The 17,674-nt window shown below is 62.4% G+C and carries 16 protein-coding genes; 11 read left to right on the top strand and 5 right to left on the bottom strand.

Annotation, left to right across the window (positions count from 1 at the left end; all coding sequences use genetic code 11):
* Window positions 1-3: 3 nt before the first annotated feature.
* The 3 genes from JLZ96_RS21195 (at window position 4) to JLZ96_RS21185 (ending at window position 3,217) form a co-directional block, all read left to right on the top strand.
* Window positions 4-1,173 (top strand): winged helix DNA-binding domain-containing protein, encoded by a 1,170-nt coding sequence (locus JLZ96_RS21195; protein WP_201011181.1) that lies wholly within the window; start codon window positions 4-6, stop codon window positions 1,171-1,173.
* A gap of 137 nt (window positions 1,174-1,310) precedes the next feature.
* A complete protein-coding gene (locus tag JLZ96_RS21190; RefSeq protein ID WP_201011180.1) occupies window positions 1,311-2,213 on the top strand; it encodes a glycosyltransferase family 2 protein in 903 nt (300 codons plus the stop codon).
* Window positions 2,210-3,217, top strand: coding sequence for a polysaccharide pyruvyl transferase family protein (locus tag JLZ96_RS21185; RefSeq protein ID WP_201011179.1), 1,008 nt, complete (start codon window positions 2,210-2,212; stop codon window positions 3,215-3,217). Before JLZ96_RS21190 ends, JLZ96_RS21185 begins: the two co-directional genes overlap by 4 nt.
* A gap of 25 nt (window positions 3,218-3,242) precedes the next feature.
* Here JLZ96_RS21185 and JLZ96_RS21180 read toward each other — a convergent pair whose 3' ends face one another.
* Both JLZ96_RS21180 and JLZ96_RS21175 read right to left on the bottom strand, forming a co-directional pair.
* Window positions 3,243-3,860: a class I SAM-dependent methyltransferase gene (locus JLZ96_RS21180; protein ID WP_201011178.1), complete on the bottom strand. Its 618-nt coding sequence runs from the start codon at window positions 3,858-3,860 to the stop codon at window positions 3,243-3,245.
* Between the two features lie 556 nt (window positions 3,861-4,416).
* The gene (locus JLZ96_RS21175) at window positions 4,417-4,791 is read right to left on the bottom strand and encodes a hypothetical protein (protein ID WP_201011177.1); all 375 of its coding nucleotides are present in this window, start codon (window positions 4,789-4,791) and stop codon (window positions 4,417-4,419) included.
* 1,007 nt (window positions 4,792-5,798) lie between these two features.
* Here JLZ96_RS21175 and JLZ96_RS21170 point away from each other — a divergent pair.
* Both JLZ96_RS21170 and JLZ96_RS21165 read left to right on the top strand, forming a co-directional pair.
* The gene (locus tag JLZ96_RS21170; protein WP_201011176.1) at window positions 5,799-6,830 is read left to right on the top strand and encodes a nucleoid-associated protein; all 1,032 of its coding nucleotides are present in this window, start codon (window positions 5,799-5,801) and stop codon (window positions 6,828-6,830) included.
* On the top strand, window positions 6,827-7,783 hold the full coding sequence (locus JLZ96_RS21165) for a GTP pyrophosphokinase family protein (protein ID WP_032375430.1): 957 nt from the start codon (window positions 6,827-6,829) through the stop codon (window positions 7,781-7,783). The genes JLZ96_RS21170 and JLZ96_RS21165 overlap by 4 nt, the downstream gene beginning before the upstream one ends.
* A 735-nt stretch (window positions 7,784-8,518) precedes the next feature.
* Here the strand turns inward: JLZ96_RS21165 and ychF are convergent.
* Window positions 8,519-9,598 carry a redox-regulated ATPase YchF gene (ychF, locus tag JLZ96_RS21160; protein ID WP_027498119.1) on the bottom strand — a complete coding sequence of 360 codons (1,080 nt, stop codon included), beginning with the start codon at window positions 9,596-9,598 and terminating at the stop codon, window positions 8,519-8,521.
* An 85-nt stretch (window positions 9,599-9,683) separates the two neighbouring features.
* Window positions 9,684-10,520, bottom strand: a complete 837-nt coding sequence (locus JLZ96_RS21155; protein ID WP_201011175.1) for a helix-turn-helix domain-containing protein — start codon at window positions 10,518-10,520, stop codon at window positions 9,684-9,686.
* 102 nt (window positions 10,521-10,622) lie between these two features.
* Here JLZ96_RS21155 and JLZ96_RS21150 point away from each other — a divergent pair, with 102 nt between their 5' ends.
* Complete coding sequence (locus JLZ96_RS21150; RefSeq protein WP_201011174.1) at window positions 10,623-11,393, top strand: SDR family NAD(P)-dependent oxidoreductase; 771 nt, start codon at window positions 10,623-10,625, stop codon at window positions 11,391-11,393.
* A 22-nt stretch (window positions 11,394-11,415) separates the two neighbouring features.
* Here JLZ96_RS21150 and JLZ96_RS21145 read toward each other — a convergent pair whose 3' ends face one another.
* Window positions 11,416-11,718: a CD225/dispanin family protein gene (locus tag JLZ96_RS21145; RefSeq protein WP_052057009.1), complete on the bottom strand. Its 303-nt coding sequence runs from the start codon at window positions 11,716-11,718 to the stop codon at window positions 11,416-11,418.
* 194 nt (window positions 11,719-11,912) lie between these two features.
* Between JLZ96_RS21145 and JLZ96_RS21140 the strand changes: the two genes are divergently transcribed.
* The 5 genes from JLZ96_RS21140 (at window position 11,913) to JLZ96_RS21120 (ending at window position 17,672) form a co-directional block, all read left to right on the top strand.
* Window positions 11,913-14,186 (top strand): carbon starvation CstA family protein, encoded by a 2,274-nt coding sequence (locus JLZ96_RS21140; RefSeq protein WP_027498123.1) that lies wholly within the window; start codon window positions 11,913-11,915, stop codon window positions 14,184-14,186.
* Window positions 14,187-14,357 carry a YbdD/YjiX family protein gene (locus JLZ96_RS21135; protein ID WP_072692145.1) on the top strand — a complete coding sequence of 57 codons (171 nt, stop codon included), beginning with the start codon at window positions 14,187-14,189 and terminating at the stop codon, window positions 14,355-14,357.
* Window positions 14,358-14,414: 57 nt separating this feature from the next.
* A complete protein-coding gene (locus tag JLZ96_RS21130; protein WP_201011173.1) occupies window positions 14,415-15,881 on the top strand; it encodes an AlkA N-terminal domain-containing protein in 1,467 nt (488 codons plus the stop codon).
* Window positions 15,881-16,375 carry a methylated-DNA--[protein]-cysteine S-methyltransferase gene (locus tag JLZ96_RS21125; protein WP_201011264.1) on the top strand — a complete coding sequence of 165 codons (495 nt, stop codon included), beginning with the start codon at window positions 15,881-15,883 and terminating at the stop codon, window positions 16,373-16,375. The genes JLZ96_RS21130 and JLZ96_RS21125 overlap by 1 nt, the downstream gene beginning before the upstream one ends.
* Window positions 16,376-16,445: 70 nt before the next feature.
* On the top strand, window positions 16,446-17,672 hold the full coding sequence (locus JLZ96_RS21120) for an AI-2E family transporter (RefSeq protein WP_032386274.1): 1,227 nt from the start codon (window positions 16,446-16,448) through the stop codon (window positions 17,670-17,672).
* Window positions 17,673-17,674 lie beyond the last annotated feature (2 nt).

Raw genomic sequence — 17,674 nt, 5'->3', positions numbered from 1 at the left:
CCCGTGAAGATCACCGACGTCCAGCGGCGACAGCGGCTCGTCGCGCAGCACTTGTCCGACGCCCCGAGTGCGGAATCCGTGGTGTCGTCGTTGCTCGCACTGCATGCCACCGATCCCGCGACCGTGTATCTCTCCGTGCTTGCGCGCGCTCGATCGCTGGGACTGTCGGACGTTCGTGACGCGATGTACGAACGCCGTAGCTTGGTTCGCTTGATGGCGATGCGTCGCACTATGTTCGTCGTCGCGCACGACGACGTTCCGATGATCCACGCTGCCGCCAGCCTCGGAGTTGCCCGCACGATGCGAACCCGGTTGATCAAGCAGGTGTCGACGCTGCCGACCGAACCGGTGATCGACGACGTCGAATCCTGGCTCGCAGCAACCGAAGCCGAGACCGATGCCGTCTTGCGCTCGATGGGTACGGCGACCGGGGCGGAGCTGTCCGCAGCAGTACCCGGACTCAAGACCGCTCTGTTGCCGACCACGGACAAGGTGTACGACGTCAAACGCTATGTGACCTCCGAAGTGTTGGTGATGATGGCCGCGGAGGGAAAGCTGGTACGGGTCGAGCCGCGCGGCGCGTGGACGTCGCGCCGACATGCCTGGGCACCGATCGATCAGTGGTGGCCCAACGGGATTCCCGAGTTGGACGAAACTTCCGCCCGAGCCGATATGGCCCGGCGCTGGCTCGACGTGTTCGGACCGGCGACCTTGGACGACCTGCAATGGTGGACGGGATGGAGCAAGACGCAGACCCGTGGAGCGGTCGCCGAACTCGACACCGTGGCCGTCGAACTGGCCGAGGGTGACGGAATCATGTTGACCGACACGGTGTTCCAGGACGCCCCGCCTCGGGCGATACTGCTTCCCGCCTTGGATCCCACTCCGATGGGGTGGAAGCACCGACACTGGTATCTCGGCGAACACAAGGCCCCACTGTTCGATACCTTCGGAAATATCGGACCGACCATCTGGTGGGAGGGACGCATCGTCGGCGGATGGGCCGTGGATTCCACCGGTTCGGTGGTCACGGAATTATTCGAGGACGTCGGGTCTGCGGTATCGAAAGAGGTTGCAGCAGAAGCCGGTCGGATCACCGCCCTGCTCGACGGTACCGCGGTGGTCCCGTCGTTTCCGACGCCGTTGGAGAAGAGACTGCGCGGAAAGTCGTAGCCACATCGGTCCGAGGTGACAGTCGAACTGTGTGTGTAAATGGCGGTGCCACACAACCCTTCGAGTTGTGTGATCCCCACTCCTACGGTTGGGATGCCTAACCAAACAGCACCCGGATTTCGTTGTAGGGTCACAACGTGCCTATCAGTCTGGTTTCTATCGTCCTCCCCGTGTACAACGGTTTGCCCGAACTGAACGAGCAGCTCCACGCGCTCGCTGCGCAGGACTACACAGGCGATGTAGAGCTCATCGTCAGCGACAACGGCTCCAGCGACGGCCTCCGCTCACATCTCGAAGAACTGTCTCTACCTCTGACGATGCGCATCGTCGACGCGTCCGCCAAGCGTGGCGTCTCCTACGCCCGCAACGTCGGCGTGGAAGCCGCGCGGGGCGACATCATCGCCTTCGTCGACCACGACGACGTCGCTTCTCCGACGTGGCTGACTGCCATGGTGCGCGCACTCGACAGCTACGACGCCGTGGGCGGCGCAATCGAACACGATTCCCTCAATCCGCCCGAGGTGACGGCGTGGCGAGACAACCCGCCGAACGGCACGCTGTTTCCCACCGCCTACCTGCCGTACGCCCCGGGAAGCAATTTCGCGCTGTGGAGGCGAGTCTTCGACGAGGTCGGAGGCTTCGACGAAGACCTCGTGGGCGGTGCCGAAGACGTCGATTATTCGTGGAGGCTTCAGCAAGCAGGATTCACTCTCGGACATGCCGCGGATGCGTCGGTCGCCTACCGCATCAGAACCACGGTTCGTCGATCGTTCTTGCAAGGCCGCGCGTACGGACGCACGTCGTACCAACTGTCGACCAAGCACCGTGCTGCGGGCTGCCCTCATCCGTCGTCCCTTGCCCGGATTCCCGCGCACACTGCGGCGATCTTGTATCTCGCGACAATTCGCAATCCGTGGTTGCCGAAGGTACTACGACCGATGCCCAGCGGTCTGTGGGCCCATTACATCGGAATCCACTACGGCGCACTGCGGATTCGAGTGGCCGCGCTCGGCCGACCACTGAGACGGAGCCCCCGATGACACGCGAGGTAGTCGACGCGATACGCAAAGAGACCATGGCCGTCCTGCGGCAACATGCGTCACCCGGAGATCGGGTGGCTCACTTGGACTTTCCGAATCACTTCAATGCCGGTGACTCGCTCATCTACGCCGGTGAGGTCGAGTACCTGAAGCGGTTGGACGTGCACGTCGACTACGTGTCCGATCCGTTCACCCACAACCACGATCTGCTCGAACAACGAGTCGGTGATGGGACCCTGTTTCTGCAGGGCGGAGGAAATTTCGGTGACCGCTGGCCGATGGACCAGAAATTTCGTGAAGCAATCGTTGCGCGGTTTCCTCGCAACAAGATCGTGTGCCTGCCCCAAAGCATCGACTACTCCGACGCCGACGCCATGCACAGGACCGCGGCCCTCTACGCACAGCACCCGGACCTCACCCTCATGCTGCGTGAACAGCGTTCGTACGAGCTGGCGCTCGCCCATTTCCCGCACAACCGCGTCGAATACTGCCCGGACATGGCGTTCGGTGCCGAGATCGCACACAGCGCCGAAGGCTCTGCAGTGGACGTCGTGAAACTCGTGCGCGACGATTCCGAAAGCCTCGGTCATGCTTCGGTGAACGTCGACGCGTCGTCCGTCCAGTACGACTGGGGTCTGCACGGAAGGGATCTGGCGATCTCGACGGTGGTGACGCTGCCGACCCGAATCGCATACAACTTCCCCAAGGCGAATCGCCTGCTGTACCCCGCTCTCGTTCGCTCGTACGAGCAGACAGCGAAGCTCAACCTCCGTGTGGCGCAGCGCATTCTGAATCTCGCACCCGTCGTGCTCACCGATCGGCTGCATGCGGCCGTATTGGCCGCGATGATGGGCAAGCGCGTCGTGGCGATGGACAACGCGAACAGGAAAGTATCCGGCATCTACGACGCCTACCTGCACCGGTTCGACAACGTTCATTTCGCAGCGACACCCGATGCGGCCGCCGACATGGTTCGGCAGGCCGTGTCCGACAGTCGACGATGAACGCTGGTCGACACCCCGTCCGTTTTCAGAAGGGATAGCGGCCCTCGGCCCAGGCACGCGCGGCGGGAGGAGTCACCGCGTCGACGGGTTCGCCGTCGCGAAAGTAGTTGGTGTGCAGGATTCGACCCGCGTCGACGGCCTCTTGCCAGGCCTGCGTCGGGCCTTCGCCGAACCAGAGCCACGGCGTGATGTCGTCCATGATGACGACCGATTCCGGGGTGGCGAGCGCGCGAAGATCGTCGAGGTCTGCGCGGGCACCTTCCACAGAATGGTCACCGTCGATGAAGATTACATCGAAGCGCGCGTCCGGGTGTTGCTCGGCATAAGCCTTGATGGTGGTGTGGGAATCTCCCTGGATCAAAGTGTGTCGGCCCGGGAAGTGTTCGTCGACATGGGCTTTCGCGGCATCGCTGTACGCGTATGCGGCCAGATCGAAGGATACGACGGTCACGTCGGGAGAAGACTCGAGGAACGCCCAACTCGAGAAGCCCGCATTGAACCCGACTTCACAGATCAGTTTCGTACTCGGCCGTGCCGCAAGCGAAGACAAGTATGCCTGCTCCGCCTCATCGGCTCCACGCTCGAAAGGTTCCCCAGCAGTGGCCGTTCGGTGAACCAACGCCTCGAGTTCCTGCAGACCCATCTACGTTCTCCTATCCTCTGATTCGGAGCTTAGTCAACATCGTTGGGCGGCGCAGACGACGACGCCCACTCGCAGAACATGCCGCGATGATCACCGACAGACGTTCCTGCGATGAGCAATTGCGATCATTCGCGCCACAACTCGGGTGTCATAGATTTGGTAGACGACGCGAAAGTCGCTTCTACGGGAAGAAACGTGGTCGATGGCGAGATTGGAGCGGGCCTGTTCGGACTGACAATCTCGGTGGCAGCGGGTATGTGGGCAATTCGCGAACGATCTTCTGCAATGCTTCGCGCCAGCAACAATTCCGACCCAAGGACCGAAGAGGGTCGACCTTCGGAACCGGAAGTACCAGACAGTGGCGAATACCCTTCGAGCGGTGACAGATGATCCGCTGCTGTTGACGTTAGAAACTATCGCACCGTAAGCGATGAGACCCGGGCCATGCCTGCGAACAGGGATCCGGTCTCCCTGCCTGGCATTGGCACCTACAGCTTTGGGGCATCTGGGCTGAGATGGCGTTGGCTCCGGGTTTACTCATACCGAGAGGTTTGGTTCACGAGTCCGCAGCGTAAACCTTGGCCGTCGAGGAATCGACGTGGCACCGGGATCGGCGCATCGAAGCCGAACTTCCCCAGAGTCCCTCGCAGACGCCCTTAGGATCTCGGTGGACGCCCAGCGTCGCCGTTCTCCTCGCTGCACCCGAGCAGATCTCCCACCTGGAGGTCCCACTCGGAGCCGTTCCCGACGTTCTCCTCAGCTGGTCGTACTTCCTGCTCCAATCCTCCATCGTCAGGTCGCCGCCGTTCGCGATGTACCGCTCCCAGGCGTCCTGCTTCCACTTCGGGAAGACCGGAGACGTCTTGACCGTGCCGTCTTCGTTGATCTCGAACGTCGCAAGCGGCTTCTCTGTCGTCTCTGCCAGCCGCACTGTCAGCCCTGATCTCGGTCATCGCCGAGGTCGTCACAACGACATCCGATTCCAGCGCGCCGATCACGTTGTAGATTCGTCTGCCTGTCGACGCGATCCGCGCAGCGGTGACCCCCGCTGCGACCAGATCTGACCCTCCAGCCGTGACGAGGGTCGCTGCGATGCCGACAGTGAGTGTGACAACCATCGAGATGACGAGTTCGTCGATCGCAGACGCGACCTCGTTACGCCGGTTCACCACTGCAGCACCGAACGAGGTCGCGGCGGAGGCGAGGGTAGCAAGTGGACCAGGATCAGACCCAGACCGAGCACCGCGACGATCACACGGTAGGTGAAATACATCGTCGACCATCCGATCGGAGGCGCTCCGCGCGGGGATTGACGGCGCGGGATGTCGTGAAGATCGACTCGTCAGGATCTCGGCGCGGTCGACCCGGGATTCTCTCGGCATCGAGTTCTCGTCCCAACCGAATCGAAGCGAGGCTCGACCGGACCTGCAACTCTGAGACGCGCTGCTTCTGCAATGTTTCGGGAAAACTCTGTTGCAACGAATTGAATGACCTTGACAGCGTCGCTCTGTTGCAAATTTCCACTCCACAATGCGTTGGCTCATTGCACCCATATACGAGCATCAGATCGGGCCGTGGACTCCTTCTTCACCGGTTGTCGAACTCGCACCGCCGACACCGGACGCGCTCACGTCCCAGCGCCTATCTGGCACCTCGCCTTCACCGGAGACTGAACAGTTGGTTGTCCGTTGCCAGCTGCGCACGCTTAGCTCACACACCCGCGACACTGCCGCAAGCGTTACGCCTTCTGCGGTACCGTGACCAGCACAAACAGGCCGACGAAAGAGCATTTCCCCCTCGCGACCCAGGCAAATGTGCTTAGGAGCCGCCACGCCGAGGGCGACATATGCGTCGGCGAGTTGGGAATGCACCGCAGATGTGCGTGTGTGGCGTATACATACCCACGGAACACTTTCGCGCGTGTGAGGAGTATTTGCCTTGAGTCTAGATACCGGTGACGTCACCGTCGACGAATGGGTGATACACCAGATCCCGAAGGTTTTCACCGCCGGGTCCACCAAGGCTGCTCCAACCCTGAGTGAAGCAATCTCTCCGTATGACGTGGACGTTGCGAGGTTCTTTGAGCGGAAGGTGAGCGAGAGCTTCGCGCGTTCAAGGCACCAGATAGACAGCGACAGCTCCCGCAACATACCTGGTCAAATCCGAAACTATCTCGTCGAGGAGGATCCTTCACTCGTTGAGCTTTCCAAGGAACTAGCGAACCATCTAGTCGCCTCACAGTCCGGTTCGATGTCCGCCGGTTTGCTGGTGACCATGGGCGGCGCGCATGCGAACGACAAATTCATCGCGATTTTGAAACTCGAAAAGGAGGAAGGAGCGCGAGCGGTATCGGCTGACGTTGAAGGAAAAACAACATACAACGTCGAGTATCTTAGAGATCTATTCCTGACGGGAAAGACGCGAGTTTTTAAAGTCGCAGTCTTTTTTTCGCTAAAGGACGCGGATGAAACACTGGAGGGTTGGGCTAGCGACCCCCAATCGAGAGGATCGGAAATTGCCGATTTCTTCCTCGAGACATTTCTACAATGCACTCTGCATGAAGACCCTCGGGTGGCAACCAGAATCTTCCATACAGAATCAGAAAAGTTCTTGAACGAGAAGATACAGGACGGCGAGAAGCGGGCCAGGTACGAAATCGCCCTGGTTGCGGAACTGAACAACAACTCACACCAGGTCAGTCTGAAAGATTTCGCAAGGAACAATCTGGATCTGCCAGACAGGGATGCCTTTGTGTCTGCACTTACAACAGCTGGGGTGCAAGATAACTTCATCAAGAACATCGATGACATAAAATCGCGTCTTCGGAAGGTTCAATATGAAACAGATGGCGGCGTTAAAGTTAGCGTACCGGAACAGGCGCAAGACCTTGTGACTGTGGAGAACGCAGATGGCGGACGAACCGAGATAAGGGTAGTGGATACCCTTAAAAAGTTGAGCAGTCGAGGATGACCACGATTGCGGAGGCGAGAGATCGTCTGATTGCCGACACGCCAGTTCTGACAGCCTTCGGTGATTCGATCGCCGACGCAATCCGCTCCGCTACGAATAAGCTGAGTGTCTCCTGCAAGGTGTCGGCGCGTGTCAAAGACCCGGCAAGCTTCGTCGGCAAGTGTCTTCGGAAGAGCTACCCAGACCCATGGACAGATGTAACCGACAAGGTCGGGGTACGTGTGACCGTGGAGAATATTGCTGACATCGCGCGGATCGAGACGGTTGTGGCGGAGCACCCGGCCCTCGAGGTGGTCGAGCGGCAAGACAAGACTCAGGAACTGTGGGAGCAACGGAAGATCGGCTACCTGGGCCTTCACCTGCAGGTGAAGGGCTTGAGCTCCGACTCTGTCGGTATGGCGTGCGAGATTCAAGTTAGAACTGCTGCTCAAAACCTGTGGTCGGAGATGGATCACAAGCTTGTGTACAAACCGAGTCACGAGCCCGACAGCGACACAAAGCGGGCGCTGCACCGACTCGCGGCGTTGATGGAGATTTTCGATGAGGAGGTGAACCGCCGAATGAGCCAAATAGTCGCGGCTCCGGGATACGCGGTCGAGCCCCTGATCGACGCGTGCGTGCGTCACTTCTTCATGTTCAGCGCCAGCGAATTCGACCGCTCGCTGAGCCGATTTGTTTTGATCGAACTCGGCGCAGCCTTACCCGACAGCGCTGACCTGCCGGCCTACGTGGAGCGGTTGTCGGTTTTTGTTTCCAAACACAAGGACAAGCTCCAACGAATTTACACCCGGTATGAGACCGTCAAGGAGGCCCCCTCACTGCTGATACATCAGCCTGAGTCAATTTTAATCTTCGAGCGTCTCGATAGCGCGTCAATGCTGTTCGAGGAGGAATGGCCCGAGACGTTGCCGATGTACGAATATGACGCTTTAAAAGCTATCTGGGGTACCTAAGATGAGCGTAGAATATCTGACCGTTTGTATGAGTTGCTACTAATTGAAGCACTCTGGTCGAGCCCCAATTTAATGAACGCTTGGGTGGCGCGTAGCTACATCGGCACCGTTCGTGTCCAGCCCGGATCCAAAGGTCGGGCTCGTACGATCGATGCTGATTCGGGTAGAACGCGTAGCTTGCCGGACAAGGGCGAAATCTAACTCCGCAGATCCGACACGATGTGCTTTACTGGCCCCGTGATGACCCGTACACAGCTCTGGCGGCCGCTCTCCTAGCGGCATCGAAACTGTGCTTTTGCCGCCCGTCGTGCGGCCCGAAGCTCCCCTCTGCGCAGTCTGTCGGTACCTACGCGAATTCCTACGCGGTCGCGACGAACAAGGGCTGGGCGTGGGGTTCTTGGAAGCGATACCGCTGAGCACCAACCTGATCGTGCACCTCGCCCCCCCCGTACGTGCCGGGTGCTCGGCACGCTTGTCCGCGGCGACGACCATCATCGGTGACTTCGCTTCTCAACCGAAACGGGAAAAGGCTGAACACGATTCTAGCCCGAACAGCCTCCCTAACGCGGCCAGAACCCCGCCGCTCAGCAACGCCGGATCTGCCTCGACCGCGTTGATGAACTTCTTGACTTGTTGTGGCGCTAGTTCTCCGAGCGCAGCGGACAAGCTGCTCCGCGAAGCCACGGCGGACCCACTGCGGACCGAAGGGGCTTGAGACGCGTGTCAGCTAAGTTTTCAGACGTTGAAGCGGAACTCCACCACATCGCCGTCGGACATGACGTAGTCCTTACCCTCGATGCGCACCTTGCCCGCGGCTTTGGCCGAGGCCATCGAACCTGCGGCGACGAGGTCGTCGAAGGAGACGATTTCGGCCTTGATGAAGCCGCGCTCGAAGTCGGTGTGAATGACGCCTGCGGCCTGGGGCGCGGTGTCTCCCTGGTGAATTGTCCACGCGCGAGCCTCTTTCGGGCCTGCGGTGAGGTAGGTCTGCAAGCCCAGGGTGTGGAAGCCGGCGCGGGCGAGAGCGTCGAGGCCGGGCTCGGTCTGTCCGACGGATTCGAGCAGCTCGGCTGCCGACTCCTTGTCGAGTTCGAGCAATTCCGACTCGATCTTCGCATCGAGGAACACCGCATCGGCAGGTGCGACCAGTCGAGCGAGTTCACCGATCTTGGCGTCGTCGGTCAGCACCGACTCGTCGGCGTTGAACACGTACAGGAATGGCTTGGTGGTGAGCAGCTGAAATTCACCGAGCAGCTCGAAGTCGAGCTTGGCCTTCGCCGAGAACAGCGTCTTGCCGTCGTTCAGAACGGCCTGCGCGGCCAGAGCCGCGTCGAGCGCCGGCTTGCGATCCTTCTTGATCCGCACCTCTTTCTCGAGGCGCGGGATCGCCTTCTCGAGAGTCTGCAGATCGGCAATCGCGAGTTCGGTCTCGATGACCTCGATATCCGCGGTCGGGTCGACGCGACCATCGACGTGCACCACGTCGTCGTCGGCGAAGACGCGCACGACCTGGCAGATGGCGTCGGCCTCACGGATGTTGGCGAGGAACTTGTTGCCCAGGCCTGCGCCCTCCGACGCACCCTTGACGATGCCGGCGATGTCGACGAACGACACCAGCGCGGGCACGAGCTTCTCCGAACCGAACACCTCGGCCAGCTTCTCGAGCCGGGGATCCGGCAGCGCGACCACGCCGACGTTGGGCTCGATGGTCGCGAACGGATAGTTCGCGGCCAGCACATCGTTGTTGGTCAGTGCATTGAAGAGGGTGGACTTGCCGACGTTGGGCAGTCCGACGATTCCGAGGGTGAGGCTCACGGTCTATGGAGTCTACTTTGACGACACGGCCAGCTCGGACAGTGCCCGGCCAGCATCTACTCGACGGCGTGATCGGCCATGCCGGTCACGTGGTGATCGCCGAATTCGGGTCCCAGCTCGCCAGGATCGGCAGGACGTGTGCCGTACTGGAATTCTCCTCGACCGTGTAGACGATCAGACTTTGATCCTGCGCGCTCGGCGAGGTCAGGAACTCGATTCCGAATTGCAGGGTGCCCGCCGCCGGGTGCTGGATGATCTTGGTTGCACCTGCGAATTCGGCGACCTCGTGATCGCTCCACCATTGCTCGAAACACGGCTCGGACGAACGCAATTCGTCGATCAGTGCGGTCAGGGTCGGATCGCCCGGTCGACGAGCAAGATCGCGGCGCAGCGCGGCAACCGAGGCAGCCGCGAACTGCGACCAGTTGACGATTCGCTCCCGCGCGATGGGATTGCGAAACAGATAGTGGAACAGCGAATCCCCGGCGGACGACTGCAGACTCAACACCGCACGAACCAGCGCATTGCTGGCCAAGATGGTTCCCGAGCGCCCGAGCAGTAGCACCGGCACGTGATCGAGCGCCCGCATGACCTGCAGCAATCCCGGATCCGGTCGCTCCGGGGCGCTGTCGACCGGCACAGCTGGAGATGCGAGATCGAGCAGGTGCGCGGACTCCACCCGGTCGAGTTTCAACGCCCGAGCAATTGCTCGCAGCACCTCGGATGAGACATTGGCCTGGCGACCCTGTTCGAGCTTGCTGTAGTAATCCGGACTCACTCCGGCCAGCGCTGCGAGCTCTTCGCGCCGCAGGCCCGGTACCCGTCGCGCACCGGGATAGGTCGGTACTCCCGCCTCGGCGGGAGTGATGCGGTCGCGTCGATCACGCAGAAACGCACTCAGCGCCGACCTGTCGTTGTTCACGAAATCCACAGTAGCCACGCGAGCGATCGCGAACCTGGTCATGACAGACCTAGGTCGAACAACACCTGGTCCGCTCGATTCGGCGACCGTAGACATGGCGTCATGACATCTCCCAGGTCCACACAACTCCATGGACGCACCGCCGTCGTCACCGGATCGACCAGTGGGATCGGTGCGGCCATCGCGCTCACCCTCGCCGCCCACGGGGCAAAGGTGGTCGTCAGCGGCCGCGACGCCGAGCGCGGCAAAGCCCTGGCGGCCCGCATCTCGGAAACCGGCGGCACAGCGGCATTCGTCGACGTCGATCTGTCGGGCAGCTACGACGAACTTCGCGAGTTCGCCGCCCGCACTACCGACGCCCTCGGCGGCCGCATCGACATTCTCGTCAACAACGCCGGTATCTATCCGGCCACCGCGACAGCCGATCTTCCCGACGACCAGCTCGACGCCATGCTCGCCGTCAACGTCCGAGCACCGCACGTGCTCGTCGGTGAGCTCGCACCGGCCATGGCCGAGCGCGGCAGCGGAGTCATCGTGAACATCGGGTCGTGGATGGCCACGATGGGCAGTCCGTTCGCTGCCATGTACTCCGCCACCAAAGCCGCCGACGAGCAGCTCACTCGTAGCTGGGCCGCTGAGTTCGGCCCCCGCGGTGTGCGAGTGAACGCCCTCGCGCCCGGAGCGACTCTGACCCCGGGCAACGAGGACGCACGCCAGGTCCTCGACGCCATGACGGCCGGAACCCCGGCAGGCACGGTGCTGTCACCGCAGAACATTGCCGACGGCGTTCTGTTCCTGGTCTCGGACAACGCCGCAATGGTCCACGGAACCACGCTCTACGTCGACGGCGGTATTTCGGTCACCCGCGGGTGATCAGCACACCGCCGTCGACCCGTCACATGTTCGAGACGACCAAGCCGATGAACGCCAGGTAGAGAACGATGAAGACGCCGAAGATGATGAGGGACAGCTTGCCGAAGAACGCTGCGCGCTGCGACGAGTACTGCGCGCCCTGGACATCACCCATCGACCACAGAGGATGGACCTTGAGCGCGTGATTGAACGCGGGGATGGCCAGTGGCCAGAAGAAGATGACTGCCACCACTGCCCACCCTGCGTTCGACGCGGGCAGCACGGGCGCGAAGGGCTGCGCCGCGGGAAAGGTCTGTTGATGAGTTTGCTCGTACGGTCCCGACATGTGGTGTTCCCCCCGAATGAATGAAGTGATGACACCCGGTACGACGCAGCCCAGGACCATCCGGTTCCAGGCCGCCGCCACTCGGCGCACACGAATGACCGCCGGGCGCACCGCGAAGTGTCGATTCGAGGACGTGCAAGTGCGTCACGCATAGGGTGATCGCAGTCACACCTGCGACCATGGAGACCCCACACATGTCACTGAAAGCGGCCGACGATCCACACGTCGAATTGCTGAAGACAGACCCCGACCTACCACCTGTCGGAGTCGTCGATTCCCATCCCATGACGCCGATCAAGCGTCTGATGCTCGTCGTGATCGGCCTGCTCGGCGGCGTCGCCTGGACGATCATCGCCATCGTCCGTGGCGAGAATCCCAACGCAGTCTGGTTCGTCATCGCCGCGGTGTGTACCTACATCTTCGCGTTTCGCTTCTACGCCAGACTGATCGAACGCAAGATCGTCTTTCCTCGCGACGACCGAGCCACGCCCGCCGAGATCTTGGAGAACGGCAAGGACTACATGCCGACGGACCGTCGGGTGTTGTTCGGCCATCACTTCGCCGCAATCGCGGGAGCGGGCCCCCTCGTCGGACCGGTTCTGGCGGCCCAGATGGGCTACCTGCCCGGCACCATGTGGATCATCATCGGCGTCGTGTTCGCCGGAGCCGTCCAGGATTTCCTGGTGCTGTGGATCTCGACGCGCCGCAACGGCCGCAGCCTCGGCCAGATGGCCCGTGACGAACTCGGAGTAGTCGGCGGAACCGCCGCGCTGATCGCGGTGTTCGTCATCATGATCATCTTGATCGCGGTTCTTGCTCTCGTCGTCGTCAACGCGCTCGCCGAAAGTCCGTGGGGCGTGTTCTCCATCGCGCTGACCATCCCCATCGCCCTGTTCATGGGTGTGTACCTGCGCTACCTGCGGCCGGGCAACGTCACCGAGGTCTCGCTCATCGGTGTCGTCCTGCTTCTGCTCGCCATCGTCGCCGGCGGCTGGGTCGCCGAAACCGAATGGGGCACAGACTGGTTCACGCTCTCCAAGGTGACGGTCGCCTGGCTGCTCATCGGCTACGGTCTGCTGGCCTGCATCCTGCCGGTGTGGCTGCTGCTCGCCCCGCGCGACTATCTGTCGACGTTCATGAAGGTCGGCACCATCGCGCTGCTGGCCGTCGGCATTCTCATCGCCCGTCCAGAGATTCAGATGCCCGCGATGACCACCTTCGCCACCGAGGGCAACGGACCGGCATTCGCAGGATCGCTGTTCCCGTTCTTGTTCATCACCATCGCCTGCGGCGCGCTGTCGGGCTTCCACGCTCTGATCTCCTCCGGCACCACGCCGAAGTTGCTCGAGAAGGAAAAGCAGATGCGCATGATCGGCTACGGCGGCATGCTCACCGAGTCGTTCGTCGCCATCATGGCGCTCATCACCGCCTGCGTTCTCGATCAGCACATCTACTTCGCGCTGAACGCACCGGCGACGCTGACCGGCGGTACTCCCGAGACCGCGGCGGAGTACGTCAACGGTTTGGGATTGAGCGGCGGAGACATCTCGGCCGGCGAATTGAGCCAGGCCGCAGCCGATGTGGGCGAGGAGTCGATCATCTCCCGTACCGGCGGCGCTCCGACGCTGGCGTTCGGTATGTCCGAGGTTCTGCACCAGGTGTTCGGCGGAGAATCGCTCAAGTCGTTCTGGTACCACTTCGCGATCATGTTCGAGGCACTGTTCATCCTCACCACGGTCGATGCCGGCACCCGCGTCGCACGCTTCATGCTCTCCGACAGCATCGGCAACCTGCCCGGAGCCTCGGCCAAGAAGTTCAAGGACCCGTCGTGGCGTCCCGGAGCATGGATCTGCTCGCTGATCGTCGTCGCAGCCTGGGGCGCAATCCTTCTCATGGGAGTCACCGACCCGCTCGGCGGCATCAACACCCTGTTCCCGCTGTTCGGTATTGCCAATCAGTTGCTCGCCGCCATCGCCCTGACGGTGGTCATGGTGATCGTCGTCAAACGAGGTCTCTACAAATGGGCCTGGATCCCCGGCATTCCGCTCGCCTGGGACCTCATCGTCACGATGACGGCCTCGTACCAGAAGATCTTCTCCTCCACCCCGGCCATCGGTTACTGGACGCAGCATTCGCAGTTCCGTGACGCAAAGGAGCAGGGCCTGAGCAGCTTCGGCAGCGCAAAGACCCCCGAGGCCATCGACGCGGTCATTCGCAACACGTTCATCCAGGGCACCCTCTCGATCATCTTCGCGGTACTCGTCCTGGTCGTCGTCATCGCCGGAGTCATCGTGTGCGTCAGAGCCGTTCGCGGAGCTGATCTGCCGGACAACGAGGAGCCGGAGGTGCCATCGAAGATCTTCGGTCCTGCCGGATTCGTCCTCACCCCCGCCGAGAAGCAGATCCAGGCCGAGTGGGACGAACTGATCGATGCGGGCACCGTCCGACGCCCCGGGTCGGCGCACTAGATGCGCGGGCTGTGGTGGTGGATCACCTCGGTGATGGGTGATCACGATTACGACCGCTACGTCGCGCATCTGGCCCGGCACCACCCGGGCCAGGAGCCACCGACCGTGCGGCAGTACTGGAAGGACCGGCACGCGGAAGCGGACCGAAACCCAGGGGCTCGATGCTGCTGACACGGTGCTGTCCGATTTCCGCTAGCACTGGCGGGATCGCGCTGACACAGTAGGAGCATGAGCAGCGAACGGCAGGTGCAAGAACTGGACTTCGATCGGTGTTATCGCGCGGTCTCCTCGCGTGACGCACGGTTCGACGGCCAGTTCTTCACCGCCGTCTCCACCACCGGCATCTACTGTCGACCTTCCTGCCCGGCGCGCACCCCCAAGCCCGGCAACGTCTCGTTCATGGCCACGGCAGCAGCGGCCCAACAATCCGGCTACCGCGCCTGCCGCCGTTGCCAGCCCGACGCCACCCCCGGTTCCCCACGATGGAACATCCACTCGGATCTCAGTTCTCGTGCGATGCGGCTGATCTCCGACGGAGCCGTCGAGCGCGGGGGCGTCGACGGCCTCGCCAGCACCCTCGGCTATTCGAGCCGGCAATTGACCCGCGTTCTGACGGCAGAAGTGGGTGCCGGGCCGCTCGCGTTGGCTCGCGCCCATCGCGCGCATACCGCCCGCACGTTGATCCAGACCACCGACATGTCGATGGCCGACATCGCCTTCGCCGCCGGCTTCTCGAGCGTCCGCCAGTTCAACGACACCGTCAAAGAGGTCTTCGCGGTCGATCCGACGACCCTGCGGCGAGAAGCGCACCGCTCGGCCGTACCTACTGCGGGTGGCACCGTCACGTTGCGCCTGCCGTACCGCCCGCCGCTGGACCGCGGCTGGGTCGAGTGGTTTCTCCGAGGCCACGTGGTAGAGGGCATCGAATCGTTTTCCGACGACGGCGAATACGTGCGTTCACTGCAGTTACCGCACGCTGCCGGACTGGTGGCACTGCGCATCCTGGACGGATTCGTCAGCGCCGCACTGACTCTGCAGGACATGCGCGACCTCGCTCCGGCCGTGGCCAGGATTCGACACCTGCTCGATCTCGACGCCGATCCACTTGCCGTCGACGAAGCCCTACGCGCCGACCCCCAACTCGCGCCGAGCGTCGAGGCCCATCCGGGTATCAGGGCACTCGGGGTCGTCGACGGGGCGGAGATGTTGCTGCGCACCGTCATCGGGCAACAGATCTCGCTGAAGGCAGCGGCCACCCACACCGCCAGGCTCGTCGACGCGCTCGGGGCACCACTGGATTTCGGCGAAGGACGCGTCGGACGGCTGTTCCCCGACGCTGCCGTCATCGCCGAACGCGGCCACGAGGTCCTCACCGGCCCGGCCGCTCGGGTCCAGACCGTCATCCGCGTCGCCGATGCCATCGCGTCGGGAACGGTGACATTGCACCCCGCGCGGGAGGGCCCGGATCTGGAACGAGAACTGCTCGCGCTCAAGGGAATCGGGCCGTGGACGGCCCGCTATGTCGTCATGCGACTGCTGGGCGACCCCGACGTTCTGCTCGACACCGATCTCGTTGTCCGCCAAGGCGCGCAGGCGCTGGACATTTCGTTGAAGAACTCCCAACGCTGGGCACCGTGGCGTTCGTACGTCTCGATGCACCTGTGGATCACCGCACTGGAAAGAAGGCAGGCATGATGGCCACCTCCGCAACGCAGGACACCCCTATCGGTCCGTTCACCACCATCGTCGACGCCGATCAGCGCGTGCTGGCGTCTGGCTGGACCGCCAATGTCGAGGAACTCCGAGTGTTGATCCATCCGACGTTGCGACCCACCGACGTCCGCTCGGCGACCGACCTCGGTGCCGTCACCGCAGCTGTCGACTCCTATCACCGCGGCGACGTCGACCACATCGACGACATCGACGTCGCACAACGATCGGGCGAATTCCTGATGCACGCCTGGGACGTGCTGCGCACTGTCGAACCCGGAGCGCCGGTGACGTACTCCGCGTTCGCGGAATTGTCGGGACGGCCGACGGCGATTCGCGGTGCCGCGTCGGCGTGCGCGCGCAATGCCGCCGCCCTGTTCGTACCGTGCCACCGAGTGGTTCGGATCGGCGGTGCGCTCGGTGGATTCCGTTGGGGACTGCCGACGAAGAAATGGCTGTTGGCCCACGAGGCGCTCTGACCGACACCGCGTCGGAGTGGGACGTTAAGGTTCTTCACGAACCGCCACCCGCCGAATGTGAGGACCCACCGTGACCGAATCGGCAGTTCCCGGCAGTACTGCGAAGCCCGCGAAGTCCGGACGAGATCGCGGGGACCTCATCGGAACCGGTGGCCTCTGGCTGGCGAAATGGTCGCTCATCCTGATCTCCATCGCGGCCGGCGCGTGGGTGTTCGGTTGGCTGATCGGTCATCTCTGGGTGATTCTTCTACCGGTTCTACTCGCGGTGATCGTGGCCACGGTTCTGTGGCCACCGGCGAAATTGATGATGCGCCTTGGCTTTCCGCCTGCGCTGGCATCGTCCGTGTCGCTCGTGGTGTTCTTCGTCGTGATCGGCGGGGTCATCACTCTGATCATTCCGTCGGTGGCCGAGCAGGCTCCCGAGTTGGTCGATCAGGCGTCGGGCGGCATCGGTCAGGTGCAGGACTGGCTCAAGGGACCGCCGCTCAACATCGGCGACGACCAGATCGACAATGCGGTATCGGCCATCGTCTCGCGGTTGCAAGACAGCGGCGACGTCATCGCGACCGGCGTGTTCAGCGGCGTCTCGGCAGCCGGTTCCATCCTCGTGACCCTTGCCCTGGTGCTCGTGCTGTCGTTCTTCTTCGTCAAGGACGGCCCGAAGTTCCTGCCGTGGCTGCACGGATTCTCCGGCGGCCGCGCGGGACGCCATCTCGGCGAAGTCCTCTCCCGCATGTGGGTGACGCTGGGCGGTTTCATCCGGACCCAGGCCATCGTCAGCTTCATCGACGCGTTCTTCATCGGGCTCGGATTGGTGATCCTCGGTGTCCCGCTGGCATTGGTGCTCGCCACACTGACGTTCCTCGGTGGCTTCATCCCCATCGTCGGTGCGTTCGTCGCGGGCGCTCTCGCTGTGCTCGTCGCATTGGTAGCCAACGGTCTGACGACCGCGTTGATCGTGCTCGCGATCATCCTCGCGGTGCAGCAGCTCGAAGGCAACGTGCTGCAGCCGATCCTGCAGAGCCGCAGCATGAATCTGCATCCAGCGATCGTGCTGCTCGCCGTCACCGGAGGTAGCTCGCTGTTCGGGATCATCGGCGCGTTCCTCGCAGTGCCCGCCGCGGCGGTGGCTGCTGTGCTGATTCGCTACGTCTCCGAACAGATCGACGAGCGATCGAACGAGCCCGATCAGGACGAGCTCGAGGATCAGATCCCCGCACCCGAGGGACTGACCGACGAACAGGCCGGCCTCGAAGATGAGGACGAGGACGAGAAGGCTACGACGGAGAAGAAGTAGCT

Origin of the sequence: Rhodococcus sp. NKCM2511 (assembly GCF_014905595.1) — a bacterium.
In the GTDB taxonomy this organism is placed as follows: domain Bacteria; phylum Actinomycetota; class Actinomycetes; order Mycobacteriales; family Mycobacteriaceae; genus Rhodococcoides; species Rhodococcoides fascians.
The sequence above is the reverse complement of the archived record's forward strand: the minus strand, read 5'-3'. Positions and strand labels throughout refer to the sequence as shown.